This is a genomic window from Micromonospora matsumotoense (assembly GCF_900091525.1).
Taxonomy (GTDB): Bacteria; Actinomycetota; Actinomycetes; order Mycobacteriales; family Micromonosporaceae; genus Micromonospora; species Micromonospora matsumotoensis.
Map to the genome: position 1 here is coordinate 74,311 of NZ_FMCU01000007.1, position 25,940 is coordinate 100,250.

At 73.9% G+C, this 25,940-nt stretch carries 26 protein-coding genes; 11 read left to right on the forward strand and 15 right to left on the reverse strand.

The genetic code is table 11. The features are described from left to right. The first annotated feature begins 69 nt into the window (after window positions 1–69). Complete coding sequence (locus tag GA0070216_RS15945; protein ID WP_091246432.1) at window positions 70–2,223, forward strand: elongation factor G-like protein EF-G2; 2,154 nt, start codon at window positions 70–72, stop codon at window positions 2,221–2,223. Window positions 2,224–2,282: 59 nt separating this feature from the next. On the opposite strand, the gene GA0070216_RS15950 is transcribed toward GA0070216_RS15945, so the two are convergent. From GA0070216_RS15950 to thrS, 4 genes are all read right to left on the reverse strand, one after another. Continuing rightward, on the reverse strand, window positions 2,283–3,341 hold the full coding sequence (locus GA0070216_RS15950; protein ID WP_091246434.1) for an aldo/keto reductase: 1,059 nt from the start codon (window positions 3,339–3,341) through the stop codon (window positions 2,283–2,285). A gap of 161 nt (window positions 3,342–3,502) precedes the next feature. Next, the gene (locus GA0070216_RS15955; protein ID WP_091246851.1) at window positions 3,503–4,153 is read right to left on the reverse strand and encodes a CG0192-related protein; all 651 of its coding nucleotides are present in this window, start codon (window positions 4,151–4,153) and stop codon (window positions 3,503–3,505) included. Window positions 4,154–4,242: 89 nt separating this feature from the next. Then, window positions 4,243–4,800, reverse strand: coding sequence for an HIT family protein (locus GA0070216_RS15960; protein WP_425413158.1), 558 nt, complete (start codon window positions 4,798–4,800; stop codon window positions 4,243–4,245). Between the two features lie 70 nt (window positions 4,801–4,870). Next, window positions 4,871–6,874, reverse strand: coding sequence for a threonine--tRNA ligase (gene thrS, locus GA0070216_RS15965; RefSeq protein ID WP_091246436.1), 2,004 nt, complete (start codon window positions 6,872–6,874; stop codon window positions 4,871–4,873). 186 nt (window positions 6,875–7,060) lie between these two features. Between thrS and GA0070216_RS15970 the strand changes: the two genes are divergently transcribed. Continuing rightward, window positions 7,061–7,939 carry a DUF1775 domain-containing protein gene (locus GA0070216_RS15970; RefSeq protein WP_091246438.1) on the forward strand — a complete coding sequence of 293 codons (879 nt, stop codon included), beginning with the start codon at window positions 7,061–7,063 and terminating at the stop codon, window positions 7,937–7,939. 101 nt (window positions 7,940–8,040) lie between these two features. Here the strand turns inward: GA0070216_RS15970 and GA0070216_RS15975 are convergent, their stop codons facing one another. Next, on the reverse strand, window positions 8,041–8,964 hold the full coding sequence (locus GA0070216_RS15975) for an ADP-ribosylglycohydrolase family protein (protein WP_091246440.1): 924 nt from the start codon (window positions 8,962–8,964) through the stop codon (window positions 8,041–8,043). Between the two features lie 73 nt (window positions 8,965–9,037). Between GA0070216_RS15975 and GA0070216_RS15980 the strand changes: the two genes are divergently transcribed. Both GA0070216_RS15980 and GA0070216_RS15985 read left to right on the forward strand, forming a co-directional pair. Continuing rightward, a complete protein-coding gene (locus GA0070216_RS15980; RefSeq protein WP_091246442.1) occupies window positions 9,038–9,727 on the forward strand; it encodes a response regulator transcription factor in 690 nt (229 codons plus the stop codon). Window positions 9,728–9,756: 29 nt separating this feature from the next. Continuing rightward, complete coding sequence (locus GA0070216_RS15985; protein ID WP_091246444.1) at window positions 9,757–11,160, forward strand: HAMP domain-containing sensor histidine kinase; 1,404 nt, start codon at window positions 9,757–9,759, stop codon at window positions 11,158–11,160. Window positions 11,161–11,431: 271 nt separating this feature from the next. Here the strand turns inward: GA0070216_RS15985 and GA0070216_RS15990 are convergent, their stop codons facing one another. Together GA0070216_RS15990 and GA0070216_RS15995 are read right to left on the reverse strand one after the other, a co-directional pair. After that, window positions 11,432–12,451 carry an adenosine deaminase gene (locus tag GA0070216_RS15990; protein ID WP_091246446.1) on the reverse strand — a complete coding sequence of 340 codons (1,020 nt, stop codon included), beginning with the start codon at window positions 12,449–12,451 and terminating at the stop codon, window positions 11,432–11,434. Next, window positions 12,448–13,242, reverse strand: a complete 795-nt coding sequence (locus tag GA0070216_RS15995) for a trans-aconitate 2-methyltransferase (RefSeq protein ID WP_091246448.1) — start codon at window positions 13,240–13,242, stop codon at window positions 12,448–12,450. Before GA0070216_RS15995 ends, GA0070216_RS15990 begins: the two co-directional genes overlap by 4 nt. An 86-nt stretch (window positions 13,243–13,328) precedes the next feature. On the opposite strand from GA0070216_RS15995, the gene GA0070216_RS16000 reads away from it, so the two are divergent. Then, window positions 13,329–14,312, forward strand: a complete 984-nt coding sequence (locus GA0070216_RS16000; protein ID WP_091246450.1) for an aldo/keto reductase — start codon at window positions 13,329–13,331, stop codon at window positions 14,310–14,312. 88 nt (window positions 14,313–14,400) lie between these two features. Continuing rightward, a complete protein-coding gene (locus GA0070216_RS16005) occupies window positions 14,401–14,595 on the forward strand; it encodes a hypothetical protein (RefSeq protein ID WP_091246452.1) in 195 nt (64 codons plus the stop codon). 113 nt (window positions 14,596–14,708) lie between these two features. On the opposite strand, the gene GA0070216_RS16010 is transcribed toward GA0070216_RS16005, so the two are convergent. The 7 genes from GA0070216_RS16010 to GA0070216_RS16040 form a co-directional block, all read right to left on the reverse strand. Further along, the gene (locus GA0070216_RS16010; protein ID WP_067306996.1) at window positions 14,709–14,912 is read right to left on the reverse strand and encodes a cold-shock protein; all 204 of its coding nucleotides are present in this window, start codon (window positions 14,910–14,912) and stop codon (window positions 14,709–14,711) included. A 389-nt stretch (window positions 14,913–15,301) separates the two neighbouring features. After that, on the reverse strand, window positions 15,302–15,574 hold the full coding sequence (locus GA0070216_RS16015) for a DUF4235 domain-containing protein (protein ID WP_091246454.1): 273 nt from the start codon (window positions 15,572–15,574) through the stop codon (window positions 15,302–15,304). Then, window positions 15,571–15,936, reverse strand: a complete 366-nt coding sequence (locus GA0070216_RS16020; RefSeq protein WP_091246456.1) for a DUF3618 domain-containing protein — start codon at window positions 15,934–15,936, stop codon at window positions 15,571–15,573. Before GA0070216_RS16020 ends, GA0070216_RS16015 begins: the two co-directional genes overlap by 4 nt. Further along, window positions 15,933–16,367, reverse strand: a complete 435-nt coding sequence (locus GA0070216_RS16025) for a phage holin family protein (RefSeq protein WP_091246458.1) — start codon at window positions 16,365–16,367, stop codon at window positions 15,933–15,935. The genes GA0070216_RS16020 and GA0070216_RS16025 overlap by 4 nt, the downstream gene beginning before the upstream one ends. Before the next feature lie 214 nt (window positions 16,368–16,581). Beyond that, window positions 16,582–17,820, reverse strand: coding sequence for a mechanosensitive ion channel family protein (locus GA0070216_RS16030; RefSeq protein ID WP_091246460.1), 1,239 nt, complete (start codon window positions 17,818–17,820; stop codon window positions 16,582–16,584). An 80-nt stretch (window positions 17,821–17,900) separates the two neighbouring features. Further along, window positions 17,901–18,722, reverse strand: coding sequence for a DUF1206 domain-containing protein (locus tag GA0070216_RS16035; protein WP_091246462.1), 822 nt, complete (start codon window positions 18,720–18,722; stop codon window positions 17,901–17,903). A gap of 58 nt (window positions 18,723–18,780) precedes the next feature. Continuing rightward, on the reverse strand, window positions 18,781–19,143 hold the full coding sequence (locus tag GA0070216_RS16040) for a hypothetical protein (RefSeq protein ID WP_091246463.1): 363 nt from the start codon (window positions 19,141–19,143) through the stop codon (window positions 18,781–18,783). 82 nt (window positions 19,144–19,225) lie between these two features. Here GA0070216_RS16040 and GA0070216_RS16045 point away from each other — a divergent pair, with 82 nt between their 5' ends. Further along, window positions 19,226–20,452: a cysteine desulfurase-like protein gene (locus GA0070216_RS16045; protein ID WP_091246465.1), complete on the forward strand. Its 1,227-nt coding sequence runs from the start codon at window positions 19,226–19,228 to the stop codon at window positions 20,450–20,452. Window positions 20,453–20,495: 43 nt separating this feature from the next. Here the strand turns inward: GA0070216_RS16045 and GA0070216_RS16050 are convergent, their stop codons facing one another. Beyond that, window positions 20,496–21,983, reverse strand: coding sequence for a glycoside hydrolase family 3 protein (locus GA0070216_RS16050; protein ID WP_091246467.1), 1,488 nt, complete (start codon window positions 21,981–21,983; stop codon window positions 20,496–20,498). Window positions 21,984–22,122: 139 nt separating this feature from the next. Here GA0070216_RS16050 and GA0070216_RS36125 point away from each other — a divergent pair, with 139 nt between their 5' ends. From GA0070216_RS36125 to GA0070216_RS16065, 4 genes are all read left to right on the forward strand, one after another. Further along, on the forward strand, window positions 22,123–22,248 hold the full coding sequence (locus GA0070216_RS36125; RefSeq protein ID WP_281190432.1) for a hypothetical protein: 126 nt from the start codon (window positions 22,123–22,125) through the stop codon (window positions 22,246–22,248). Between the two features lie 78 nt (window positions 22,249–22,326). Beyond that, the gene (locus tag GA0070216_RS16055; RefSeq protein WP_091246469.1) at window positions 22,327–23,277 is read left to right on the forward strand and encodes a TIGR03557 family F420-dependent LLM class oxidoreductase; all 951 of its coding nucleotides are present in this window, start codon (window positions 22,327–22,329) and stop codon (window positions 23,275–23,277) included. Window positions 23,278–23,570: 293 nt separating this feature from the next. Next, complete coding sequence (locus GA0070216_RS16060; RefSeq protein WP_091246470.1) at window positions 23,571–25,202, forward strand: RecQ family ATP-dependent DNA helicase; 1,632 nt, start codon at window positions 23,571–23,573, stop codon at window positions 25,200–25,202. Window positions 25,203–25,321: 119 nt separating this feature from the next. Then, window positions 25,322–25,825 (forward strand): hypothetical protein, encoded by a 504-nt coding sequence (locus GA0070216_RS16065; RefSeq protein WP_091246472.1) that lies wholly within the window; start codon window positions 25,322–25,324, stop codon window positions 25,823–25,825. Window positions 25,826–25,940 lie beyond the last annotated feature (115 nt).

Genomic DNA, 25,940 nt, shown 5'->3' on the forward strand with positions numbered 1-25,940 from the left:
CCCGACGGGGCCGCTTCCCGTCGCGCGCGGCGGTCGCCACCCACCACCGGCTGAGGGAGGTGCGCCGCGATGGCGCAGAAGAACCAGGAGAAGGGTGCCACCGGCGACGCGCCGGTGGTCACCGCGCCCGACCAGGTACGCAACGTGGTGCTCGTCGGGCACTCCGGCGTCGGCAAGACCACCCTGGTCGAGGCGCTGCTCGCGGCCACCGGCACGATCGACCGGGCCGGCACCGTCGCCGCCGGCACCACCGTCTGCGACCACGACCCCGCCGCGGTACGCCAGCAGCGCTCGGTCGGCCTCGCCTGCGCCCCGCTGGTGCACGCCGGGGTGAAGGTCAACCTCCTGGACACCCCCGGGTACGGCGACTTCGTCGGTGAACTGCGGGCCGGCCTGCGGGCCGCCGACGCCGCCCTGTTCGTGGTCGGCGCCGTCGACGGGATGGACGCCGCCACCGCCGCCCTGTGGGAGGAGTGCGCCGCCGTCGACCTCCCGCGCGCCGTCGCGGTCACCCGGCTGGACCACCCGCGCGCCGACTTCGACGAGGCGGTGGCGCTGTGCCAGCGGGTCTTCGGGGACAACGTGCTCCCACTGCACCTGCCGATGCTCGGCGACGACGGTGAGTCGGTCGCCGGGCTGCTCGCGTTGATCACCCGGCGGGTCCACGACTACTCGGCCGGGCTGCCCGCCGCCGTCCGGGAGCCGGACCCGCAGCACCTGCCGGCCATCGCCGAGTCCCGGGGCGAACTGATCGAGGGGATCATCGCCGAGAGCGAGGACGAGACCCTGATGGACCGCTACCTCGACGGCGAGGAGATCGACACCGACGTGCTGGTCTCCGACCTGGAGAAGGCGGTCGCCCGGGGGCATTTCCACCCGGTGACGCCGGTCTGCGCGGCCACCGGCGTCGGGCTGGACGTGCTGCTCGACAGCCTGGTGTCGGCCTTCCCGTCGCCGCTGGAGCACCAGGTGCCGGCGGTCACCGGGGTGGACGGCTCCCCCCGGCCGCCGCTGAGCTGCGACCCGGACGGCCCGTTGGTCGCCGAGGTGGTCCGGACCACCGTCGACCGGCACCTCGGCCGGGTCAGCCTGGTCCGGGTCTTCTCCGGCACGCTGCGCCCCGATCAGACGGTGCACGTGTCCGGGCACGGGATGGCCGGGCGCGGCCACCCGGACCACGACGCCGACGAGCGGGTCGGGCACGTCTACCGCCCGCTCGGGGCGAGCCTGCGGGAGGTGTCCGCCTGCGTCGCGGGCGACATCTGCGTCATCACCAGAGCGGGGAGCGCGGCGACCGGCGACACCGTCTCGGCGAAGACGGAGCCGCTGCTGATCGCGCCCTGGGAGATGCCGGAGCCGCTGCTGCCGGTGGCGGTCGTGGCCCGGAGCCGGGCCGACGAGGACGCCCTGGCCCGCAACCTGGGCCGGTTGATCGTCGGCGACCCGACGCTGCGGCTGGTGCGTGATCCGCAGACCCACCAGCTGGTGCTCTGGTGCATGGGTGAGGCACACGCCGACGTGGTGCTCGACCGGCTCCGCGTCGGCGGGGTGGAGCTGGACACCGAGCCGGTGCGGGTGCCGCTGCGGGAGACGTTCGCGGTGGCCGCCACGGGGCACGGCCGGCACGTGAAGCAGTCCGGCGGGCACGGCCAGTACGCCGTCTGCGACATCGAGGTGGAGCCGCTGCCCCCGGGTGCGGGCGTCGAGTTCGTCGACCGGGTGGTCGGCGGTGCGGTGCCGCACCACTACGTGCCGTCGGTGGAGAAGGGCGTCCGGGCGCAGCTGGCGCAGGGGCTGATCGCCGGGCAGCCGGTGGTGGACGTGCGGGTGACCCTGGTCGACGGGAAGGCGCACAGCGTCGACTCCTCCGACGCCGCGTTCCAGGCCGCCGGCGCGCTCGCCCTGCGCGACGCCGCCGAGCGGGGCGGTCCGACGCTGCTGGAGCCGGTGGACGAGGTGGTGGTCCGGGTCGCCGACTCCTCGGTCGGTGCGGTGCTGGGTGACCTGTCCGGCCGGCGGGGCCGGGTGCTCGGCACCGAGGCCGACCCGGACGCCGAGGGCCGCACCCTGATCCGGGCCGAGGTCCCTGCCCGGGAACTGCTGCGCTATGCCGTGGAGTTGCGGGCCCTGACCGCCGGCACCGGCACCTTCCGCCGCGAGTTCGCCCACTACGACCCCGTGCCCACCCCGCTGGCCGATCAGCTCACGGCAGCCCGCCCCTAGCGCCGGTCGCCCCGGGCCCGCACGCCGACCATGCGGCGCGCAGACCCCGGGGACGCCGGTCAGGGGCGGGCGGCGGGGACGGCGGGCAGCGGCCAGTGGGGGCGGTCGGCGTCCCGGAGTGCGGCCGTCCGCAGGGCGGCGAGCTGCCGTTCCACCTCGGCGAAGTGGTCCGGGGTGAGCGGACCGAGGCGCAGCGTGGCGGCGTTCTCCTCGACCTGGGCGACGGTACGGCAGCCGGGGATCGGCACCGTCCGGTCGCTGCGGGCCCAGAGCCAGCCCAGCGCACCCTGGACCAGGGTCCGCCCGTCGGCGGTGAGCGCGCCCCGGACGGCGGTGACCCGACGCAGCCACTCCGGTGCCGGTCGACCACTGCGGAACCACTCCAGCCAGCCCGGGGCCACCCCCCGGACGTCGTCGCGGGGCAGCGTCGAGCCGGTGGTGTACTTGCCGGTGAGCAGCCCCATTCCGAGCGGGCCCCGGTTGACGCTGGCCAGGTCGTGCTTGTCGCAGGCGGCCAGCATCACCGGGGCGTCCCGGAGCACCGACAGGCTGTGCTGGATCGCGGTGGCGTGCGGGGCCATCTGGGCGAACCCGGCGGCCCGGTCGGCCCGGTCGGTGCTCCAGCCGTACGCCCGGACCAGGCCGTCGGCGACCAGTTCCTCGCAGGTGTCGACCAGCGCCTCGACCCGGGGCAGCGGGAGGTCGCCCAGGTGCAGTTGGTAGAGGTCGATCCGGTCGGTGTCCAGTCGGCGCAGCGAGTCGACGACCGCCCGCCGCAGGTACGCCGGGGAGGCGTCCTCGCCGGTGGCCTGCCGGGACCGTTCGTCGAAGGTGTACCCCCACTTGGTGGCGATCACCGCCTCGTCCCGGCGGCCGGCCAGCGCCCGCCCGAGGACCCGTTCACCGTGCCCCGCGCCGTAGGTGTCGGCGGTGTCGAAAAGGGTCACGCCGAGGTCGAGCGCGCGGCGGACGGCCCGCACCGACTCCTCGTCGTCGACTGCGCCCCAGCCCAGCGGCTGGGTGCCCTCGGCCCAGGGGCCACCGATCGCCCAGCAGCCCATGCCGAGGGCGCTGACCTCGATGCCGCTGCGACCCAACATCCGTGTCGTCACTGCCATCGCCGCATCGTGTCACCTTCGGAGCGCGCGGGGAGACGAAGCTGACGCATCGTGCCCGATCGACCACAAGCGACACCACCGGCACGGCGGGTGGCGGCGCGGACACCGGCCGACGGCGACCCGCCCGGCCCACCCCGTGGTACCGGGGCCCCGCCGGGTGGTCAGCGGGGCAGGACGCGGGCCAGCGGCATCGGGGTCGACTGCCCCGGCCAGCGGCCGGTCAGGGTGGCGGCTGCCGGCCCGTCGTCGGGCAGTCCACCGACCGATCCGTCGCCGGGCAGCCGGCGGGCGACGACCAGGTCGACGGTGTCGGTGCCGATGCGGGTCGGGTCGCCGTCGCGCACCTGGCGTAGCCCGCCGACGACGGGGGCGACCCCGCTGCCGGTGGTGGCCACCGTCATGGACGGCTCGCGGGTCTCCCGTACGCCGTCGGTCTCGAAGTGCTCCTGCGCCTGACCGGTGCCGGCGAGGATCGCGGTGGCCAGGGCGGCGGCGTACACCGGGTCGCCGCAGGCGTCGTAGACCCAGCGGGGGCCGAGCACCGAGTGGTGGGTGGTGCCGACCAGCCACTCGTCGGCGTCGGCCAGCGGTGCGCCCCGGTAGGTCAGCGGCACCTGGTGGACCGGCCCGGCGTCGACGCGTACCAGCATCGTCTCGATGCCCACCTCGCCGGCGGGGTCGTCGAACCGGTAGGCGGCCACCAGGACCGGCTCGCCGTCGGCGGGCCCCGAATACCACCGCCGGCCGGGCAGCCAGGCGGCCAGGAGCGCGAGTTTCGTGGGGCGGATCTCCGCCCGGTGCAGCAACGCCATGATCACATCCTAGGAGCCGCCGCACCGGCCCACCGGGTCCGGCCCGGCGCGGGCCGGTCACGCCCGGTGCGCCGGACCCGGCCCGCCGGTCAGGACGGCCAGGCGCGGGCGAGCAGCTCGCGGGTGTCGAAGAGCAGTTGCGGCAGCACCTTCGTCCGGCCGATCACCGGCATGAAGTTCATGTCCCCACCCCACCGGGGCACCACGTGCTGGTGCAGGTGGGCGGCGATGCCGGCACCGGCCACCCCGCCCTGGTTCATCCCCAGGTTGAACCCGTGCGCGCTGCTGACCTGCCGGACCACCCGCATCGCGGTCTGGGTGAACGCCGCCAGCTCCACCGTCTCGGCCTGGTCGAGGGCGGTGTAGTCGGCCACGTGCCGGTAGGGGCAGACCAACAGGTGCCCCGGGTTGTACGGGTAGAGGTTGAGCACCGCGAAGACGTGCGCGCCCCGGGCGACCACCAGGCTCCGGCCGGGCGGCAACCCGGGGGCCAGGCAGAACGGGCAGCCCGCGGGCTCCTCGTAGCCACCCTCGGGCCGGTCCTCGCCGGAGATGTAGGTCATCCGGTGCGGGGTCCAGAGCCGGTCGAGCCCGTCCGCCAGGCCGTGGTCCGTATCGCCGTCGAGGTGCCGCTCCGCCCCAGTCACACCGCCGATCCTACGATCTCCCGCGCCGACCGCCACCGGCCGTGGGTACGCGGCCGGTGGCGGGCCGGGGTCAGCTTCCGGCGGACGGCCCCGAGTTGGTACGCGAGGAGACCACGTCGAGCACGTGGCTGACCGCCTCGGCGACCGGCACCCCGTTGCGCTGCGAACCGTCGCGGTAGCGGAACGAGACGGTGCCGGCGGCCACGTCGTCGTCCCCGGCGATCACCATGAACGGAATCTTCTGCTGCTGCGCGGTGCGGATCTTCTTCTGCATCCGGTCGTCCCCCGCGTCGACCTGGGCCCGGATACCCTCGGCGCGCAGTGCCGCGACGAAGCCGTGCAGGTATTCGGTGTGGTCCTCGCGGATCGGGATGCCGACCACCTGCACCGGGGCCAGCCAGGCCGGGAAGGCCCCGGCGTAGTGCTCGGTGAGCACCCCGAAGAACCGTTCGATCGAGCCGAAGAGGGCCCGGTGGATCATCACCGGACGCTGCCGGCTGCCGTCGGCCGCCTGGTATTCCAGACCGAACCGCTCGGGCAGGTTGAAGTCGACCTGGATGGTGGACATCTGCCAGGTCCGGCCGATGGCGTCCTTGGCCTGCACGGAGATCTTCGGCCCGTAGAACGCCGCGCCGCCCGGGTCGGGCACCAGGGTCAGGCCCGACTCCTGCGCGGCAGAGCGCAACGCCTCGGTGGCCCGTTCCCAGTTCTCGTCGGTGCCGACCGACTTGTCCGGGTTGCGGGTGGACAGCTCGAGGTAGAAGTCGTCCAGGCCGTAGTCGCGCAGCAGCTCCAGCACGAAGGCGAGCAGCGACTTCAGCTCGCCCGCCATCTGCTCCTCGGTGCAGAAGATGTGCGCGTCGTCCTGGGTCATGCCCCGGACCCGGGTCAGGCCGTGCACCACGCCGGACTTCTCGTACCGGTAGACCGTGCCGAACTCGAACATCCGCAGCGGCAGCTCCCGGTAGGAGCGGCCCCGGGACCGGAAGATCAGGTCGTGCATCGGGCAGTTCATCGGCTTGAGGTAGTAGTTCGCCCCCTCCACCTCCATGGGCGGGAACATCCCGTCGGCATACCAGTCGAGGTGCCCGGAGACCTCGTACAGGTGGCCCTTGGTGATGTGCGGGGTGTTGACGAACGAGTAACCGGCCTGCTCGTGCTTGATCCGGGAGTAGTTCTCCATCTCCCGGCGGATGATGCCGCCCTTGGGGTGGAAGACCGCCAGGCCGGAGCCCAGCTCGTCGGGGAAGCTGAACAGGTCGAGGTCGACGCCGAGCTTGCGGTGGTCGCGTCGGGCGGCCTCCTCCAGCAGCTTCAGGTACGCCTTCAGCTCGTCGCGGGTCGGCCACGCGGTGCCGTAGACCCGCTGGAGCTGCGGGTTCTTCTCCGAGCCCCGCCAGTAGGCGGCGGCCGACCGCATCAGCTTGAACGCGCCGATCAACCGGGTGTGCGGCAGGTGCGGGCCCCGGCACAGGTCCGACCAGCAGACCTTGTCGTCGGCGGCGGCGAGGTTGTCGTAGATGGTCAGCTCGCCGCCGCCCACCTCCATCACCTCGCTGGTGTCCAGCCCCTCGCCCTTGACGTCGATCAGCTCGAGCTTGAACGGCTCGGCGGCCAGCTCGGCCTTCGCCTCGTCCAGGCTGGCGAAGCGGCGGCGGCGGAACCGCTGGCCGGACTTGATGATCTCCTGCATCCGCTTCTCGAGCTTGGCCAGGTCGTCCGGCTGGAACGGCTTGTCGACGGCGAAGTCGTAGTAGAAGCCGTTCTCGATCGGCGGGCCGATGCCCAGCTTGGCCTCGGGGAAGACGTCCTGCACGGCCTGGGCGAGCACGTGGGCGGTGGAGTGCCGCAGCACGTTGAGCCCGTCCGGCGAGTCGAGGCTGACCGGCTCGACGGTGGTCTCCTCGGCGGGGGCCCAGTCCAGGTCACGCAGCTGGCCCTGCGGGTCGCGGACCACCACGACCGCCTTCGGGCCGGCGGCGGGCAGCCCGGCCGCGGCCACCGCGTCGGCCGCCGTCGTCCCGGCGGCGACGACGACGGGGTCGGCCACGACGGGGGTACGGGGTGCGGACACGGTGACTCCTCAACGGCAGACGGCACGGATAGGCCGGATGTTCCGGCTATCCGATGCTATCGGTCGCCCTGTTCCGCCCGGTCGCCGGGAAAGGAGGCCCCGGTTGAACCTTTTCGGCCCGCCGTCCGAACTACCAGGTGTGGCCGGAGCCGGTGTCGGCCACGGCGAGACGGATGGGGGCGGAAGATGGCGACGACCCGCGATGGTGCCCGGCGGGGCCGGACCGTACTGGTGCTGGCGGCTGCGGTGGCCGCGGTGTTCGGTGCGCCGGGTGCGGCGTGGGCGGACGGGGTGACGTCCAGCCCCGGCCAGGCGGTGCAGGGCGACGCGGTGGAGTTGACGTTCGTGGTGCCCGAGGAGCGGCCCGGCACACGTACCGAGAAGATCGAGTTCAGGCTCCCGCCGGACGCCCCGATCGGCGAGGTCTACCCGCTGTCGGTGGACGGCTGGGCGCCCCTGATCACCTCCCGCGACCTGGACGCGCCGGTCGCCGGGATCCACGCCCCCTCGGTCAGCACGGTGACCTCGGCGGTGGTCTGGACCCGGGGGGCCGGGCCGGCGGTGCCGGGTCCGGCCCGGCTCTCGGTGGCCATGGGTCCGCTGCCGCAGCTCGACCGGATGACCTTCGAGGTGGTGCAGACCTACTCCGACGGCACGGTGGTGCGCTGGGCCGACCCGGTCGGGGGCGGGCATCCCGCCCCGACGCTGGCGCTGGTGCCACCCGCCCCCGGTGCCGCCACCGGGCACCACGGCGGCGCAGCCGACGGGACGGACGCCCAGGCCGCCCCGGCCGCCGCTGCGGCACCGACCGACGACGACGGGGACGGCGGACCCAGCGCGGACCTGCTGCTCGGCGGCGGTCTGCTGATCGGGTTGGGTGGTGGCGCGGCGGTCGGCTGGGTGGCCAGCCGCTCCCGCCGTCGGGCTGCCGCCGACGCGGCGACCGACCGGGACGACGACCCGACGTCGGACGACCCCACCCCGGCCGACCGGGGCTGGCGTCTTGACGGGCAGGCCCCGGGCGAACCCGCCGACACCGACCCCGAGCGGGTGGCGGCACGCTGAGCGCCGACCGTCGCCGCCCCGGCCAGCCTCACCGTCAGATCAAGAGTCACGTCCACTGCCGCCAGCCCACCACATGCGGGCAGGCCCGGCCGGCCTGACCGTCAGTCCAGCCAGTCCGGCAGCGCCTCCCGGGCGGCCACCCAGTCGTCGGGCACCCCGCCGGGCGTGCCGACCCCGGTGTGTCCGCCGATGATCCCGCCGACGATCGCGGCGGTGGTGTCGACGTCCCCGCCCGCCTCGACGCAGGCACGGACGGCGGCCGGGTAGTCGGCCAGGTGGGTGGCGACCACCCAGAGGGTGAAGGCGACGGTGTCCTGAGCGGTGACCCGGGAGCCGTTGCCCAGCGCCGCGACGGCCTCGTCGAGGGGGCGGCCGAGTAGGCCGACCGCCCGGCGTATCCCGCGGTGCACCTCGGCTGCCGGGTCGACCGCCCCGGCGACGGTGGCGAGCAGCCGGGTCACGTCGGGACGGCGCTCCCCCTCCAGCCGGGCCCGGGCGGCGAGCGAGGCGGCGACGGCCACCGCGACCGCGCCCGCGACCCCCTCCGGATGGGCGTGGGTGACCTCGGCGCTGGCGCGGGCCCTGGTCGCCGCGCGGGTGGTCGAGTCGGCATACCACGCGCCGAGCGGGGCGACCCGCATCGCGGCGCCGTTACCGCAGGAACCCTGGCCGTCGAAGGCCGACGCGGCGGCCACCGGCCACGGGGTGCCGGTGCGGATCAACCGCAGGATCGTCACCGCACCCGGCCCGTAGCCCCGGTAGGGCTCGGCCCGGGTGGCGAAGGCCAGCGCCAACCGGTCGCGGTCGACCTCGCCGTGGGTGGCGAGTTCGGCCAGCACCGAGCAGGCCATCTCGGTGTCGTCGGTCCACTGCCAGGGCGTCGGGGGCAGCCGACCGGCCGCGAGGTCGTCGGGCCGCCGGCCCGGGACGAAGAACTGGGAACCGAGGGCGTCGCCGACGGACAGCCCGGCCAGGCTGTCCCGGGCCAGCGCCAGCCGCGCGTCGGGAAAGAGGGTGAACGGCATCGTCGTACCAGTTTGCCCGGTTCGCGGGTCCGTCGCAATGCACCCGACTTGCCACGGGCAGTACGGTGCTGACGTGGCCACCGTGCTCCTGGTCGAAGATGACCACGTCGTCCGAGGCGCGATGCTGCGCTCGCTCAGCGAACGGGGGCACGCGGTGCACGCGGTCGGCACAGCCCTGGACGCGCTGCGCCGGGTCGCCGCCGAGACACCCGATCTCGTCGTGCTCGACCTGGGCCTGCCCGACCTGGACGGCTCGGACGCGCTGCGGATGCTGCGCGGCATCACCGACGTACCGATCATCATCGCCACCGCCCGCGACGACGAGCAGTCGGTGGTCCGGCTGCTGCGGGCCGGCGCGGACGACTACATGGTCAAGCCGTTCACCGGCGCCCACCTGGACGCCCGGATCACCACCGTGCTGCGCCGGGTCGGCCGGGCCAGCCGTACGGTGACCCCGGCCGTGCACACCGTCAGCGGCCTGCGGGTGGACGTGGGCGAACGCAGCGCGGTGCTCGACGGGGAGCCGCTGGCGCTCACCCGCAAGGAATTCGACCTGCTGGCGTACCTGGCCGCACGACCTGGCCGGGTGGTGTCCCGGCGGGAGCTCTTGGAGGAGGTATGGCGCCAGCCGTCGGTCGGCGAGGACCAGACCATCGACGTGCACCTGTACTGGCTGCGTCGAAAGATGGGCGAGTCCGCGGCGAAGCCGCGCTACCTGCGCACCGTGCGGGGGGTGGGGTTCCGGCTGGTGGCCCCCGACTGAGGCCGGCGCTGGCCGCTCTGACGGCCGGCATGTGCGCGCTGGTCGCGTCGGCGTTTCTCGTTCCGCTGGGGCTGACCCTGCGCGGTGAGGTACGCGAGGAGGCGCTGGCCGACGCGGCACGCCGCGGGGCGATGGTCACCGGCGCGCTCGCCGTCAGCACCGCCCCGGCGACGGTCCGCCGCGCGGTCGAGGCCACCGGTGACGACCCGGCGACCCGGCCGGTGGTGCACGGTCTCGCCGGGGCGCAGCCCGCCGGGCGGGCTTCGGCCGCCGACCTGGAGCGGGCCCGTGCCGAGGAGCAGTCGCTGGTCGTCGACGTCGACGGCGGGCTGGTGCGGCTCGACCCGGTGGTGCTCGACGGCCGGGTCGCCGTGGTCGAGGTGTTCGTGCCCGCCGCCGTCCTCGACGAGGGGGCGGGCGGCATCTGGCTGCTGCTCACCGGGGTGGCCGTGGCGCTGGTCGGCGCGGCGGTGATCGTGGTGGACCGGGTCGCCGGGCGGGCGGTCGACTCCACCCGGGGGCTGGTCCGGGCCGCGCTCGCCGTCGGCGACGGTGACCTGGGGGTACGGGTCGACCCGAGCGGTCCCCGTGAGCTGGCCGAGGCCGGGTACGCGTTCAACCGGATGGCCGACCGGCTGGTGGCCGCCCGCACCGACGAACGGGAACTGGTGGCGGACCTGTCGCACCGGCTGCGTACCCCGCTGACGGTGCTGCGGTTGGACGCCGAGGGGCTGGACTCCGACGACACCAGCGTCGGCTCGTTCAGCCCGGCGGAGCTGGACCGGCGGCGGACGATCCGGCGCATCCGGCAGGCGATCGTCACCCTGGAGGGGGAGATCGACGTCCTGATCAAGACGACCCGCAAGGCCGTCGCCCACGAGGCCGGGCCCGCCGAGTGCGACGTCAGCGAGGTGGTACGCGACCGGATGGTGTTCTGGGCGGCGCTGGCCGGCGACCAGAACCGCCCGCAGCGGGTCAGCGGCGCCCAGTTCCGGATTCCGGTGCAGGTGCCCCGGGCCGAGTTGGCCGCCGCCCTGGACGCGGTGATCGGCAACGTCTTCCGCTACACCCCGCAGGGCACCGCGTTCGAGGTGGCCGTCTCCCGTCGGGACGGTTACGTGGCGATCCGGATCGACGACGCCGGGCCGGGCATCGCGAACCCGGACCGGGCGTTGCGGCGCGGAGCCAGCGACCAGGGCTCGACCGGCCTGGGGCTGGACATCGCCAAGCGGGTGGCGTTGCAGGCCAACGGCTCGGTGAGCCTCGACCGGGCCCGGCTGGGCGGGGCCAGCGTGGTGATGCTGCTGGCCGACCCGCAGGCGACCCCCCGGCAGGTCAACCGGTTCGGCCTGGTGGGCCGGATGGCGCGGGAGGCCCGGGAGCAGAAGGGCGGGGGCCGTCGCTGGCCCCGGCCGCGCTCCACCGGCGACTGACCGGTCGCCGCCGACCGTGCCGCGGCGGCCCTGACTGTGCTGCGGTGCAAGGTTTCCTTAGATCCGGATTAACGACGGCGACGCGGGGCGCACCGGCTGACAGGATCGGGTCCGAACCCATCAGTTCCACCGGCCTGTCGCCCCTGACACCCACCGGCCGGTGGATCGGTACGCGCGGCGGGGGCACGGTCCCCCACACCAGCTCCCGCCGCGTGTACACCACTTCCCCCGAGCGTCACCGGCCTCCGCAGCGCACTCTGCCCGGCGCGGGTCAGTGGGTCGCCACGAAGGCGTCGATCTCGGCGGTGATCCGGGCCTGGCCGGCCGGGTCGAGGAACGAGGCGGACACCGCCTCCCGGGCCAGTGCCGCGAGCCCCTCGGGACCGGCGTCGAGCAGCCGGGCGGCGACCGCGTACTCGTCGTTGAGGGTGGTGCCGAACATCGGCGGGTCGTCGGAGTTGATGGTGACCCGGACGCCCGCGTCGACCAGTTGCCGCAGCGGGTGCTCCTCGATCCGGGCAACGGCCCGGGTGCGCACGTTGGAGGTCGGGCAGACCTCCAGCGGGATGCGCCGCTCGGCCAGGTGGCTGAGCAGTTCCGGATCGGTGGCGGCGGAGATGCCGTGGCCGATCCGTTCGGCGCCCAGCTCGCGCAGGGCGTCCCAGACGGTCTGCGGGCCGGTGGTCTCCCCGGCGTGGGGGACGGACCGCAGCCCGGCCGCCCGCGCCCGGTCGAAGTACGGCTTGAACTGCGGCCGGGGCACCCCGATCTCGGGGCCGCCGAGCCCGAAGCTGACCAGCCCGTCGGGGCGCTCCTCGAGGCTGATCCGCAGGGTCTCCTCGGCGGCCGGCAGACCGGCCTCGCCGGGGATGTCGAAGCACCAGCGCAGCGCGATGCCGAAGTCGGCCTCGGCCCGTCGGCGGGCGTCCTCGATGGCCTCGCAGAACGCCGGGGCGGGGATGCCCCGGCGCACGTGCGAATACGGGGTGACCGTCAGCTCGGCGTAACGGACCTGCTGCCGGGCCAGTTCCCGGGCCACCTCGTGGGTGAGCAGCCAGACGTCCTCGGGGTCCCGGATCAGGTCGACGACGCTGAGGTAGACCTCGATGAAGTGGGCGAAGTCGCGGAACGCGAAGTAGTCGGTGAGCGCCTCCGGGTCCGCCGGCACGGGGCTGCGTCCCTCGTGCCGGGCGGCCAGTTCGGCGACGATCCGGGGGGACGCGGAGCCCACGTGGTGCACGTGCAGCTCCACCTTGGGCAGTTCGGCGATGAAGGCGGACAGGTCGGTCACTGCTTCTCCTCTGCACGGGCACCGGTGCGGGCGACCACGAAGATCCGACGGAACGGGAAGTACACCTGACCCTGCCGCACCGGGTACGCGCGGGCCAGCAGCATTCCCAGCGCGGCGCGGAAGTCGGCCAGGGCGGTGTCGTCCAACACCGCCCGGACGGGGCGTAGGGCGGTGCCGTCGAGCCAGCTCAGCACGGGGTGCTCGGCGTCGACGGGGGCGGGCAGCCGGTGCAGGTAGGTGGTTTCCCAGGCGTCGACGGCGCAGCCGGCGGCGGTCAGCGCGGTGGCGTACCCGGTCGGGTCGTCGACCGGCGCCTCGCGCAGCAGCGGCCGGACGGTGGCCGCCCAGCGGCGGTCGGCGGCGACCTCGCGCAGCGCCCGGTGCGAGGGCCCGGCGAAGTTGCCGGGGACCTGGAAGGCGAGCCACCCGCCGGGCGGCAGCTCGCCGGCCCAGCGGCGCAGCAGGGCCGGGTGCTCGGGCACCCACTGGAGCACCGCGTTGGCGACCAGCACGTCCACGTCGGGGGCCGGGTGCCAGTCGGTGACGTCACCGACGGTGAAGTCGACCGGGGCGTCGAGCGTCCGGGCCCGGTCGATCATCTCCGGGGAGGAGTCGAGGCCGGCGATCCGGGCGGCCGGCCAGCGGCGGGCGAGGGTCGCGGTCAGGGTGCCCGGCCCGCAGCCGAGGTCGACCACCGCGCGCGGCCGGTCGGCCCCGACCCGGGCGAGCAGGTCGTGGAAGGGACGGGACCGCTCGTCGCCGTAGCGGAGGTAGCTGCTCGGATCCCACATGACAATCCTCCAAACCGTACGTACGTTTTGTTTAGACCCTACGGCCCGCGCTGCGTCCCGGCAACCTGGTCACTAGGCTTCACCGCATGGAACAGCGCAGCTTCGACCGGCTCGGCCGGCAGGTGGGTGTGGTCGGTCTCGGGGCCTGGCAGCTCGGCGCGGACTGGGGACAGGTCAGCGAGAGCGACGCCCTGGCCGTCCTCGACGCCGCCGTGGAGTCCGGCGTCACCTTCCTCGACACCGCCGACGTCTACGGTGACGGCCGCAGCGAGCAGTTGATCGGGCGGTTCCTCCGGGACAACGCCGGGCACGGGCTCACCGTCGCCACCAAGATGGGCCGCCGGGTCGCGCAGACGCCGCAGGCGTACACCCTCGACAACTTCCGGGCCTGGACCGACCGGTCCCGGGCCAACCTCGACGTGGACACCCTCGACCTGGTGCAGCTGCACTGCCCGCCGAGTGAGGTCTTCGCCGACGACCGGGTCTTCGACGGCCTCGACACCCTGGTCGCCGAGAAGCGCATCGCCGGGTACGGGGTCAGCGTCGAGACCTGCGACCAGGCGCTCACCGCGATCGCCCGGCCGGGCGTGGCCAGCGTCCAGATCATCCTGAACGCGGTCCGGCTCAAGCCGCTCGACGAGGTGCTGCCGGCCGCCGCCGCGGCCGGTGTCGGGATCATCGCCCGGGTGCCGCTCGCCAGCGGCCTGCTCTCCGGCCGCTACGACGAGCGGACCACCTTCGCCGCCGACGACCACCGCACCTACAACCGGCACGGGGAGAGCTTCGACGTCGGCGAGACCTTCTCCGGCGTCGACTTCGACCTCGGCCTGACCGTGGTCCGTCGGCTCGCCCCGCTGGTCGGCGACGGGCGCACGATGGCCCAGTTCGCCCTGCGGTGGATCATCGACCAGCCCGGGGTGACCGTGGTCATCCCCGGTGCCCGCAACCCGGAGCAGGCCCGGGGCAACGCCGCCGCAGCCGGCTCCCCCGCGCTGACGGCGACCGAACTCGACACCGTCCGGTCGGTCTACGACGAGCTCGTCCGGCCCCGGGTGCACGACCGGTGGTGAGCCACGCCGGCCGGGTCCTCGCGTCGGCGCGGCCCGGCCCGCATCCTGGTGACCGGGTCGGATCGGCCGACCCACGGAGGGGGGACCGGTGAGAGGGTGGCTCACGCTCACCCTGGGGCTGCTGGCCGTGGTGGTCGGTGCCGTCTGGACTGTCCAGGGCCTCGGATACGTCGGCGGCAGCGTGATGAGCGACCAGCGGTTCTGGGCCGTCGCCGGACCGCTGCTGGTGCTGGCCGGGCTGGTGCTGCTCCGGCGCGGCCTGCGGGCCCGCCGGCTGCCCTGACCGGGGCACCCGCGCAGGCGATGCGGAAAGCCCCGCGTCCTGAGGGGACACGGGGCTTCTCGTTGATCCGGCTGGCCGGATCACCCGGGCAGGCGAACGCCCACCGGCTTCGCTCAGAGGGGGCGGACCTGCTCGGCCTGCGGACCCTTCTGACCCTGGGCGATCTCGAACTCCACCCGCTGGTTCTCCTCCAGCGAGCGGTAGCCGCTGGACTGGATCGCCGAGAAGTGGACGAACACGTCAGCACCCCCGCCATCGACGGTGATGAAGCCGAAGCCCTTGTCAGCGTTGAACCACTTCACGGTTCCCTGCGCCATGTGTATCTCCTTCTAAAACTGGCGGCCGAGCACGCCGTGCGGCCGATTGGCCGTTTCGAGCAGCGGTGACCCGGGCAGCCCCCACAGGGGGAAACCACTCCGCGCCAACGCCGTCTCGCAACAGCGGGGATCAGCAAACCACGTGCCCAAAAACTCTGCACAGCCTAATCGACGAAATTCTCCGACATGTGACCTGACGGATGCCCGACGCTTGCTGACCGGGTCGGCAAAGCCATGCAAAAGGCCCCCCGCCCGTCGATGCGTGCGGGGGGCCACAGGTCGTCGTCACCGGGCCCGGAGGCCACCGTCGTGACCGGCCGGTGCCACGATCGTGCTGGTTGCTGCCGATGCAGGCCGGGACGGGGCGGGGCGGGGCGGGGCGGGGCGGATCAGTCGGGCCAGCGCCCGGTCAACCGCCGCACGCCGACCGCGCCGCCCCGGTCCACCGCCGCGCGGACGATCGAGAAGATCGCCCCCTGCAACGCCGCCGCCGCGAGGATCTCGCCCCAGCGGCGATCCTCGTCGGTCGGGTTGGGCGCCTCGCCGTCACCGGCGGTCGCCTTCCAGACCTGCCGGAAGATCGCCCCCGCCAACGTGCCCGCCGCCAGTCCCAGCAGCACCCCGACCGGCTTGTACGCGGTCCTGCCGATGCTCTTGCTCACCTACGCCTCCCCCGAACGATCAACAACACCACCACTGCGGCCACCGCACCGGCCGCTATCGTCGCCCACGGCACCGGATCACGCCGCACCGCCACCGACGTGTCGTGCGCCTGCGCCCGCGCGAGGCCGACGCCCTGCGCCGCCTGGCCCCGTACCCGGGCCACGGTCAACGCGGTCTGCTCGCGCACCCGCTCCTTCGCCTGCTCCGCCGAGTCCTTCAACCGGGCCTTGACGTCGGCCTTGGCGGCCAGCATCTCCATGGTCTCGCCCAACTCCACCCGGGTCCGCCGGATCTCCTCGCGGAGCGCCTCGGTGTCGCCGGACCCGTTGCCGGTTCCGTTGTCGCCTGTCGTGCCGGTCATGCCCGTCCCCTGTCCTTCACCGCGGCGGCGACGGTGTCCACGTCCGCGCGGACGCTGCGGACGGTCGCCTCCGGCATCGGGGGGACCGCCTGGCTGACCTGCTTCTTCCCCACCAGGGCGAGCACCCCGGCGATGAGGAAGAGCACCACCGCCACGATCAACGCCGCCGCCCAGGCGGGCAGCACCAGGGCCAGCAGCAGGATCGCGGCGGCGACCAGCGCGCCGAGCCCGTACAGGGCCAGCGCCCCGCCCCCGCCGAAGAGGCCGATCCCGATCCCGGCGTGTTTGCCCTTCTGGGTCAGCTCCGCCCGGGCCAGGGCCAACTCGTCCCGGACCAGTCGGGAGACCTGCTCGGTGGCCCGCTGCACCAGTTCGGCGGTGGACGGCTCGCTCCCGGTCCGGGGCGTACGGTGGTTCGCGACGTCAGCCATGCTGTCCTCCTTTCGTCATCACCGCGCTGTATGCCCGGAGCCGCCGTCCGTCAATCCTGCGCACGGTGACCAACCACATCTGACCCCAGGTCGGGCCGGGACGTCCGGCGAAACGCGGAAGCGGGACCGACGAAGCCCCCGCGACCATGGGTCACGAGGGCTCGGCACGACCCGGCGGACGTCGACGGGCCGGTCGGCGGGGCTCCCCGGCGGCTCAGCGGCGCGGGTCGGCGCTCGGGTCGGCGTCAACGACGAGGGTGTCGCCCCGGGCATCCGGGGCGGGGCCGACGAAGGCCTCGCTGCGGGCGTCGCCGTCGTGGCTGCCGCCGAAGACCCGGGCGTCGTCGGGCAGCTCGCCGTCGGAGCGACGGCTGGCCGGCTGGCGCGGCTGCACCCACTGCCAGGGCAGGCTGCCGGAGGAGTCACCCAGCTCGGTACGGGTCCGGGGCAGCGCGGTGGGGCGGTGGTCGCGGACCCAACCGACCAGGTGCTCCCGCACCAGGCACCGCAGGTCCCACAGGCTGCCCGCGTCGGCGGCGCTGACCAGGGCCCGGACCTTCACCGCACCACCGGTGGCGTCGGTGACCTGCAACACGCAGACCCGGCCGTTCCACAGCTCGGTGCCCTCGACCAGCCGGCGCAGCTCCTCCCGCATCGACTGCACCGGGATCGACCAGTCGAGGTCGAACTCGGCGGTGCCGAGCACCGCCGCCTCGGTCCTGGTCCAGTTCTGGAACGGCGTGCTGGTGAAGTACGAGGTGGGCAGGATCAGCCGCCGGTCGTCCCAGATCTGGACCACCACGTAGCTGAGCGTCAGCTCCTCGATCCGGCCCCACTCCCCCTCGACCACCACCACGTCGTCGAGGCGTACCGCGTCGCTGAAGGCGAGTTGGAGACCGGCGATGACGTTGCCGAGCAGGCTCTGCGCGGCCAGCGCGGCGACCACACCGACCACACCGGCGCTGGTGAGCACGCCCGCGCCGATGCCCCGTACGGCGGGGAAGGTCATCAGCATCACGCCGACGGCCAGCACCACGATCACCACTATGGTCAACCGGCGCAGCAGCACCACCTGGGTCCGCACCCGGCGGGCGTGCCGGTTGTCGGGCATGTCCACCCGCAGGAACCGGGCGAGCGCGGTGTCCTCCGCCACCACCAGCAGCGCGGCGACCAGCCAGGCCATCGCGGCGACCACGCCCAGCACCAGGGTGTGCAGCACAGCCTGCCGCCATCCGGTGCCGACCGCGTATCCGGTGGTCCACCGGACCGCGAACTGGACGGCCATCACGGTGCCGGCGACCTGGAACGGCCGATGCACGTGCGCGGTCAACTCGGTCATCAGGTGGGACCGGCGGCCGAGCCGCCGGATCACCCGGTGTACCACCTCGACGAGCAACAGAGCGATCGCCGCCGCGGTGGCCGCGGCGGCGATCGTCTCGAGGTAGTCCTGCACGTGGTTGTCTCCCTCCGGCCGAGCTGATCCCATTCGGGCAAAGGCCCAATGGTGCCCGGCGTTTCCGGTATCGACCAGGCTCAGATCTTCCGGAACCGGGACTGGAAGAAGCAGTAGACCCCGAACGCGGCGATGCCGAGCGCCATCAACGCCAGGATGAACGGCCCGTACGGCTGGTCGCGCAGGGTACGCAGCGCGGCGTCCAGACCACGCGCCTTCTCCGGGTCGTAGTTGATCGCGGCGACCACGATCAGCAGACCGGCGACGGCGAACACCGCGCCCCGGGCGATGTAACCGGCCATGCCGAGCCGGCGGGTCAACTGCCGGGTCTTGCCGTTCATCTCGTTGGTCTTCAGGTTCCGCTCGAACTTCTTCTTGTAGCCGTAGATCATCATGCCGATGCCGACGGCGGCGAGCACCAGGCCGGCGAGGCCGACCAGCCAGCGACCGCCGCTGGAGGCCATCAGCTTCTCGCTGAACTGCTCCTGCTGGTCGGCGCTGTTGGAGCTGGCGTCCTGGACCACCTGGATCGAGGTCCAGGCGAGCCAGAGGAAGACGACGGTACGCACGCCCGAGGCGATCCGCTCGAAGAGGCGTTCCTTGCCCCGCTTCGCGTGGTGGCCCACGGCCGCCTCCAGGGCCTGCCAGATGGCCATCGCGATCAGGCCGACGGCCATCGCGATCAGCAGGAACTTGCCCATCGGCTGGGCGCCCAGGGCGCGCAGGGCGCCGTTCTGGTTGCCCTCCTCGCCGGAGTTGGAGAAGGCGATCTGGAGGATGACCCAGGCGAAGAGGAGGTGCACGATCCCGTAGCCGATGAAACCGGCCCGGGCGAGGAGTTCCAGCCAGCGGCTGTCCGCGGTACGGGCAGCGGTGGCTTCGGCGTTCCGGGTGAGTGACATGGCGCCACAATCTCCGTTTGCGGAGATCCCCAAACGTGGTGTGACCGGGTCGGGCGGGTCAGCCGCCGGCGTTGCGCGCCACCCGGATCTGGACCTGCTGGTCGGTGACGCTGTCCAGGGTCACCGCGAAGCCGCCCACCTCGGCCGCCTGCTGGCCGATGGTGAGGGAGAGCTGCTCCCCGGCCACCTCGACGGTCACCTGGTCACCCTGCGCACCGATCAGCTTCGCCTCCACCCCGAGGATGGAGGCGCTGGCGTCGACACCCCGGTCGAAGGTGACCGTGCAGGCGTCCAGCGCGCAGTCCGTGTCGGCGCCGTCGGAGCTGCATCCGGCCAGCACGGCCACGCCGAGCGCCAGGCCGGCCAGCAGGCCGGCGGTCCGACGGAGGGGGGTGGGGGCGGTGGCGCTTCGCTTCGTCACCCCACCAAGGGTACGAGACGCGGCCCAGCCCGCCACCCGGGTGGATCTTCGGGCCGGTGGCGGGCGGGCTAGGGTCCCGGGAATGCCGATCGACATCACCCGGACCCGGGCCGCGTACCCCGCGCTCGCCGAGGGCTTCGCCCACTTCGACGGTGCCGGCGGCACCCAGACCCCGCAGTCGGTGATCGACGCGGTGGCCGACGCCATGCGCCTCGCGGTCGGCAACCGCAGCACCGCCTCCGTGCCCGGCCGGCGCTCGCTGGAGCTGGTGACGCAGGCCCGCGCGGCGGTGGCCGACCTGCTCGGTGCCGTGCCGGACGGGGTGGTGCTGGGGTCGAGCGCGACCACGCTGACCAACACCCTGGCCCGGACGCTCGGTGCCGGCTGGCGGCCGGGCGACGAGGTGGTGGTCTCCCGGCTCGACCACGACGCCAACGTGCGGCCCTGGGTGCAGGCGGCCGAGGCGGCGGGGGCGACCGTCCGCTGGGCCGAGTTCGACCCGGCCAGCGGCGAACTGCCCGCCGCCCAGTTCGCCGACCTGGTCGGCGATCGGACCCGGCTGGTCGCGGTGACCGCCGGCAGCAACGCCACCGGCACGATGCCGGACGTGGCGGCGATCGCCGCGACGGCGCACGCGGCCGGCGCGCTGGTCTGCGTGGACGGGGTGCACTCGGTGCCGCACGGTCCGACCGACCTGGCCGCCTCGGGTGCCGACTTCCTGGTCACCAGCGCCTACAAGTGGTCCGGTCCGCACCTGGCGGCGATGGTGGCCGACCCGGCCCGCTGGGCGGAGCTGCGCCCGGCCAAGCTGATCCCTTCCTCCGACGCGGTGCCCGACCGGTTCGAGGCCGGCACCCCGAGCTTCCCGCTGCTCGCCGGGATGGCCGCCGCCGTCGACCACCTGGCCGGGCTGGACCCGGCGGCCACCGGTGACCGCCGGTCCCGGATCCGCGCGGGGCTCACCGCCGCCCAGGCGTACGAGGAATCGGTCTTCGCCCGGCTGCGCGACGGACTGGCCGACCTGCCCACGGTGACCGTCCAGCCGGCCGGCGCACGGCGCTGCCCGACGGTGTCGTTCCGGCTGGCCGGGTGGACACCGGCCGGGCTGGCGACCGCGCTGGGCGCGGCCGGGCTCTGCCTGTCCAGCGGTGACTACTACGCCTACGAGTATTTCCAGGCGCTCGGCCTACGCGACAGTGGTGGGGCGGTCCGGGCGAGCGTCTACCACTACAACACGGTCGACGAGGTGGACCGACTGCTCGCCGAGCTGGATCGGCTGGCCGCCCGGAGGGAACAGCCGGTCGGCTGAGCCACCCGGTCCGGGCGGTCCGACGGGTGACCGGGAGGGGCCGTCAGCGGATCCCGGCGAGGAGTTCGGCGGCGGCGCGGGAGGCGGCCCGGGTCGCGCCGTGGGTGGCCAGGTGCAGCCGGCCGGTGACCAGCTCGGGCAGGCCCAGCTCGACCACGACGGCGTCCGGGCGGGTGGCCAGCGCCCGGTCGACCGCGGCCCGCATCCAGGGATGCCGGTGCAGGTCCCTTACCACCAGCACCAGCGGCCGGCCGGCCGCCCCGCCGGTCGGGTCGGCGGGCAGGTCGGCCTCGGTGAGCCGGACGGTGGTGGTGCCGGGGAGCAGGTCGGCCAGGGGCGCACCGAGGCCCCACGGGGTCTCCGCGCCGATCGCGATGTTGTGCGGCGGGGCGAACTCGACCACGTGCGCGGCGGCGGTCAACGGCATCCTGCCGGCCGGGTCGCCGCTGACCCGGACCGCCCGCCGGGCGGCGGTCAGGCCGACCGGGGAGCCGCCGGTGGGGCGCGGGGCCGGGGCGGGCCGGTCGGCACGGGCGGCGGTGCTCCACTCGGCGAGCTGACCGACCCGCTTCGCGGCCTCGGCGAGGCGCTCCTCGGGCAGCTCGCCGGCGAGCACCGCGGCCACGATCGCGTCGCGCAGGTAGCGGGTGGCGGCCTCGTCGGCGCGTTCGCCGCCGACGCAGATCGCGTCCGCACCGGCGGCGAGGGCGCGCACGGCGGTGCCGGCGAAGCCGTACCGGTCGGCGACGGCGCGCATCTCCACCGCGTCGGTGACCACCACGCCGGAGAAGCCCAGCTCCTCGCGGAGCAGGTCGCCGAGGATCCGGGGGCTGAGGGTGGCGGGCAGGTCGGGGTCGAGGGCGGGGACCAGCAGGTGCCCGGTCATCACCGCCTGCACCCCGGCGGCGATGGCGGCCCGGAAGGGGACCAGCTCGCCGGCGTCGAGCCGGGCCCGGCTGGCGGTGATGCGGGGCAGGTCGTGGTGGGAGTCGACCCGGGTGTCGCCGTGGCCGGGGAAGTGCTTGGCGCAGGCGGCCACCCCGGCGGACTGGAGGCCGCGGACCCAGGCGGCGGTGTGCCGGGCCACCAGCTGCGGGTCGGCGCCGAAGGAGCGCACCCCGATCACCGGGTTGGCCGGGTTGATGTTGACGTCGGCGTCCGGGGCGTAGTTGAGGGTGATGCCGAGGTCGGCGAGTTCGCCGCCAAGGTCGCGAGCCACCTCCTCGGTGAGGGCGGGGTCGTCGACCGCACCGAGGGCGAGGTTGCCGGGGCGGGAGCTGCCCCGGCCGGACTCGATCCGGGTGACGTCGCCGGCCTCCTCGTCGATGGCCACCAGCACGTCGGGTCGCTCGGCCCGCAACGTGGCGGTGAGCGCGGCCACCTGCTCGGGGTCGACGACGTTGCGGGCGAACAGCACCACCGCGCCGAGCCCGTCGGCCAGCCACCGGCAGACCCAGTCGGGCGGGGTGGTGCCGACGAAGCCGGGTTGCAGGACGGTGGCGGCCAGGCCCGCCAGGTTGCGCTCGTTCATCCGGCCCCGGTACCCCCGTCGTGTGTCGACGGCCCGGTGCCGTCGCGGTGCTGCCATGGTCACACCGGGCGAGATAATAGTCAATAAACCTTACTGTTACCGTCTGGCGTCGGTCGGGGAGGCGTGCGACAGTGCGGGGATGGACCTGCCGTCACTCGCCGACGCCACCTCCCCGGCCGACATTCCCGGCGTACGCCTGCTCGGCCTGGTGGTCGGGGGGTTGCTGCTGCTGGCCGCGATCCGCGCCATGTTCGGCCGCCGCTGACCGACTGATCCCCCACCACCCGGGGTACCGCTAGCGGAGGTCGCGCCGCACCCGGCGGCGTCCCGGCGAGGGGACACCATGAAGATCGGCTACTTCCTGTCCAGTGAGGAGTTCACCCCGGCGCAACTGCTGGAGCAGGCCCGGGGCGCCGAACGGGCCGGCTTCCAGGCACTGTGGATCTCCGACCACTACCACCCGTGGACGGACGCCCAGGGGCAGAGCCCCTTCGTCTGGTCCACCATCGGGGCCCTGAGCCAGGTCACCGGGTTGCCGGTGACCACGGCGGTGACCTGCCCGACCGTCCGGATCCACCCGGCGGTGCTCGCGCAGGCGGCGGCCACCAGCGCGGTGCTGCACGCCGGCCGGTTCACCTTCGGCGTCGGCACCGGCGAGGCGCTCAACGAACACATCCTCGGCGACGCCTGGCCGCAGACCGACGTCCGGCTGGAGATGCTGGAGGAGGCCGTCGAGGTGATGCGGGAGCTGTGGCGGGGCGACTTCGTCAACCACCACGGCCGGCACTACACCGTCGAGCACGCCCGCATCTACACGCTGCCCGACACGCCCCCACCGGTCTACGTCTCCGGCTTCGGCCCGAAGGCCGTCGACCTGGCCGCCCGGATCGGCGACGGCTACGTGAGCATGATGCCCGACGGCGACCTGGTGAGCCGGTTCCGGGACAACGGCGGCGGCGACAAGCCGTGCCAGGCCGGCTTCAAGGCCGCGTACGCCGACACCGAGGAGGAGGGCGCGCGGATCGCGTACGAGACGTGGCCGAACGCCGGGGTGCCGGGCGAGTTGTCCCAGGTGCTGCCCTCCCCACGGCACTTCGAGCAGGCGGCCCAACTGGTGACACCGGACCAGGTGCGGCAGGGCTTCGTCTGCGGCAACAGCGCCGACGCCCACCTGGAGATGATCGACCGGTACGCCAAGGCCGGCTTCGACGAGGTCTACGTGGGCAACGCCGGCCCGCACTGGGAGGGCCTGTTCGACCTCTACCAGCGCGAGGTGCTCCCCCACCTCCGCTGATCCTGCCCACCGGAGCCGATCCCGGCCACCGAAGCGGGGACCCGCCCGCCGGGGCTGCCCCACCCACCAGGGCCGGACCCGCCCGCCGGGGCCAGATCGCCCCGCCCGGGGGTGGCCGACCACGGGTCGCCGGACCGTCCCACCTGGGACGGTGACCGGTGACCCGTGGTCGATCATGGTGGCACACCGGGTCACCCCCGCCTGACCTGCCACGCACCGCCCACAGTGGGCGGCGTACCCGAACCGGTGGGAGCGGTTTCGGCATCGATGTGCCCGGGTACCTCCGGCCCTCGATGAAGCTGTCCATGCACTCGACGACGTTGCGCCGCGCGGCGCGCAGCCTGTTCGGCTGGAAAGCGCTGCGGCCCAACCAGCTCGCCGCCATGCGCGCGGTGATGAAACGACGCGACGCCCTGGTCGTGCTCCCCACCGGAGCCGGCAAGTCGGCGATCTACCAGATCCCGGCCAGCCTGATCCCCGGGCCGACGGTGGTGATCTCTCCCCTGTTGGCCCTCCAGCAGGACCAGATCGCCGCGCTCAACGAACGGCAGCGCCCCGAGCTGCGCGCGGTCCGGATCAGCTCGGACGAGAGCGCGGCCCAGCAGGCCGAGGCGATCACCGAGATCCGGCAGGGGCGGGCGGAGTTCCTCTTCATCACCCCCGAGGCGCTGAGCAACCCCGACCGGATGGCCGAGGTGCGGTCGCTGGAACCGGCCCTGGTGGCGATCGACGAGGCGCACTGCATCTCCGCCTGGGGACACGACTTCCGCCCCGACTACCTGGCGTTGGGCCACCTGATCGACGGTCTCGGCCGTCCGCCGGTGGTGGCGCTGACCGCCACCGCCTCCCCACCGGTACGCGACGACATCATCGCCCGGCTGCGGCTGCGCGACCCCGAGGTGGTGGTCTCCGGGCTGGACCGGCCGAACCTGTTCGTCGAGGTCGCCTACTGCCCGACCGAGGACTACCGCTGGCGGCGGCTGAGCGCGCTGCTGCGCGACGACGTGCGGCCCGGGATCATCTATGTGCCGACCCGACGGGCCGCCGAGGAGTTGGCCGACCGGCTGACCACCGCCGGGTTCCCGGCGGAGTGCTACCACGGCGGGATGCCCACCGCCGCCCGGCACCGACTACACGAGGAGTTCCTCGCCGACCAGGTGCCGATCATGGTGGCCACCTCGGCGTTCGGCATGGGCATCGACAAGCCGAACATCGCCTGGGTGGTGCACATGGCGCTGCCCGACTCGCCGGACAGCTACTTCCAGGAGATCGGCCGGGCCGGGCGCGACGGTGCGCCGGCCCGGGTGCTGCTGCTGTGGCGGGCCGAGGACGTCGGACTGCAACGCTACTTCTCGGGTGGGCTGCCGGACGAAACCGAGTTGCGGGACCTCGCCGCGCTGCTGCGCCGTCGACCGGCGACCAAGAAGGCCCTGCGCGAGTCGACCGGTCTCGGGCCGCGCAAGCTCGGCCAGTACCTGGCCCTGCTGGAGCAGATCGGCGCGGCCGAACCCCGGGCCGGGCAGAAGATCGGTGCCCCGCGCTACTCCCCCGCCCCGGCGGAGGCCGGCGCGGCGGCCCTGGCCGAGGCCGAACGGCAGCAGACGGTCACCCGGTCCCGTACCGACATGATGCGCGCGTTCGCCGAGACCACCGGCTGCCGGGGACAGGTGCTGCTGGCGTACTTCGGTGAACAGATGACCCAGGTCTGCGGGCACTGCGACAACTGCCACGCCGGCACCAGCGTCGCCAACGACGGCGCGGTCGGCCCGTTCCCGGTGCACAGCCAGGTCCGGCACCCGGAGTGGGGCCCCGGCCTGGTGCTCAACTACGAGGAGGACCGGATGACGGTGCTCTTCGACGAGGTGGGCTACAAGACGCTCTCCGTGCGCGTGGTGTCCGAACAGGGTCTACTGACCCTGGACTAGCCTGACCCGGGCGACCCGGTGCCGTTGCCGCTCCCGGGTGGCGGCGGTGCCCGCAGGAATGCCCTCGCGCGGTGCACCCGTGCGAGGGGCACAGCGAAACAATCGAGAGGGGCTCAGTCGTGATCGAACAGCCGGCGTACACCGGGTTCGGGTTCTCCGACGAGGAGTGGGGGCTGCTGGTCGGCCTGCCGCAGTCGGTCCTGACCGCGGCGAGCGCCGCCGAGTCGGACGGCGCCCGGCGGACCCGGGCCGAGAACGCGGCCGGGCTGGAGACCATCTCCGCCGGCCGGGAGTCGGCCAACCCGCTGGTCGCCGCCGTCGCCGAGGAGATCGTGTCCCGGGTGGGCGACCCGGAGGCCGGCGAGGAGCTGCCGGTGATCTCGCCCGCCGACCCGCAGGCGCTCATCGACGACGTGCTGGTCCGGGCCGGGCAGGCGTCCGCCCTGCTGGCCGCCAAGGTCGACGAGGGCGAGGCCGGGGCCTACCGGCACTGGTTGGTGGAGATCGCCGAGCAGGTGGTCGGGGCGGCATCCAGCGGGGGGCTGCTCGGCATCGGCGGCGACCAGGTCAGCGACTCGGAGCGCAAGTTCCGCGACCGCCTCTCCCAGGTCCTCAACGACTGACATCGCGTACAGCGACGGGCCGGGCCGCCTGACGGCGGCCCGGCCCGCGCTGTCGTCAGCGTGCGGCGAGCACGGCGGTTGGCCTGCCGCAGGGTTTCGTGGCGACGGCACCGAC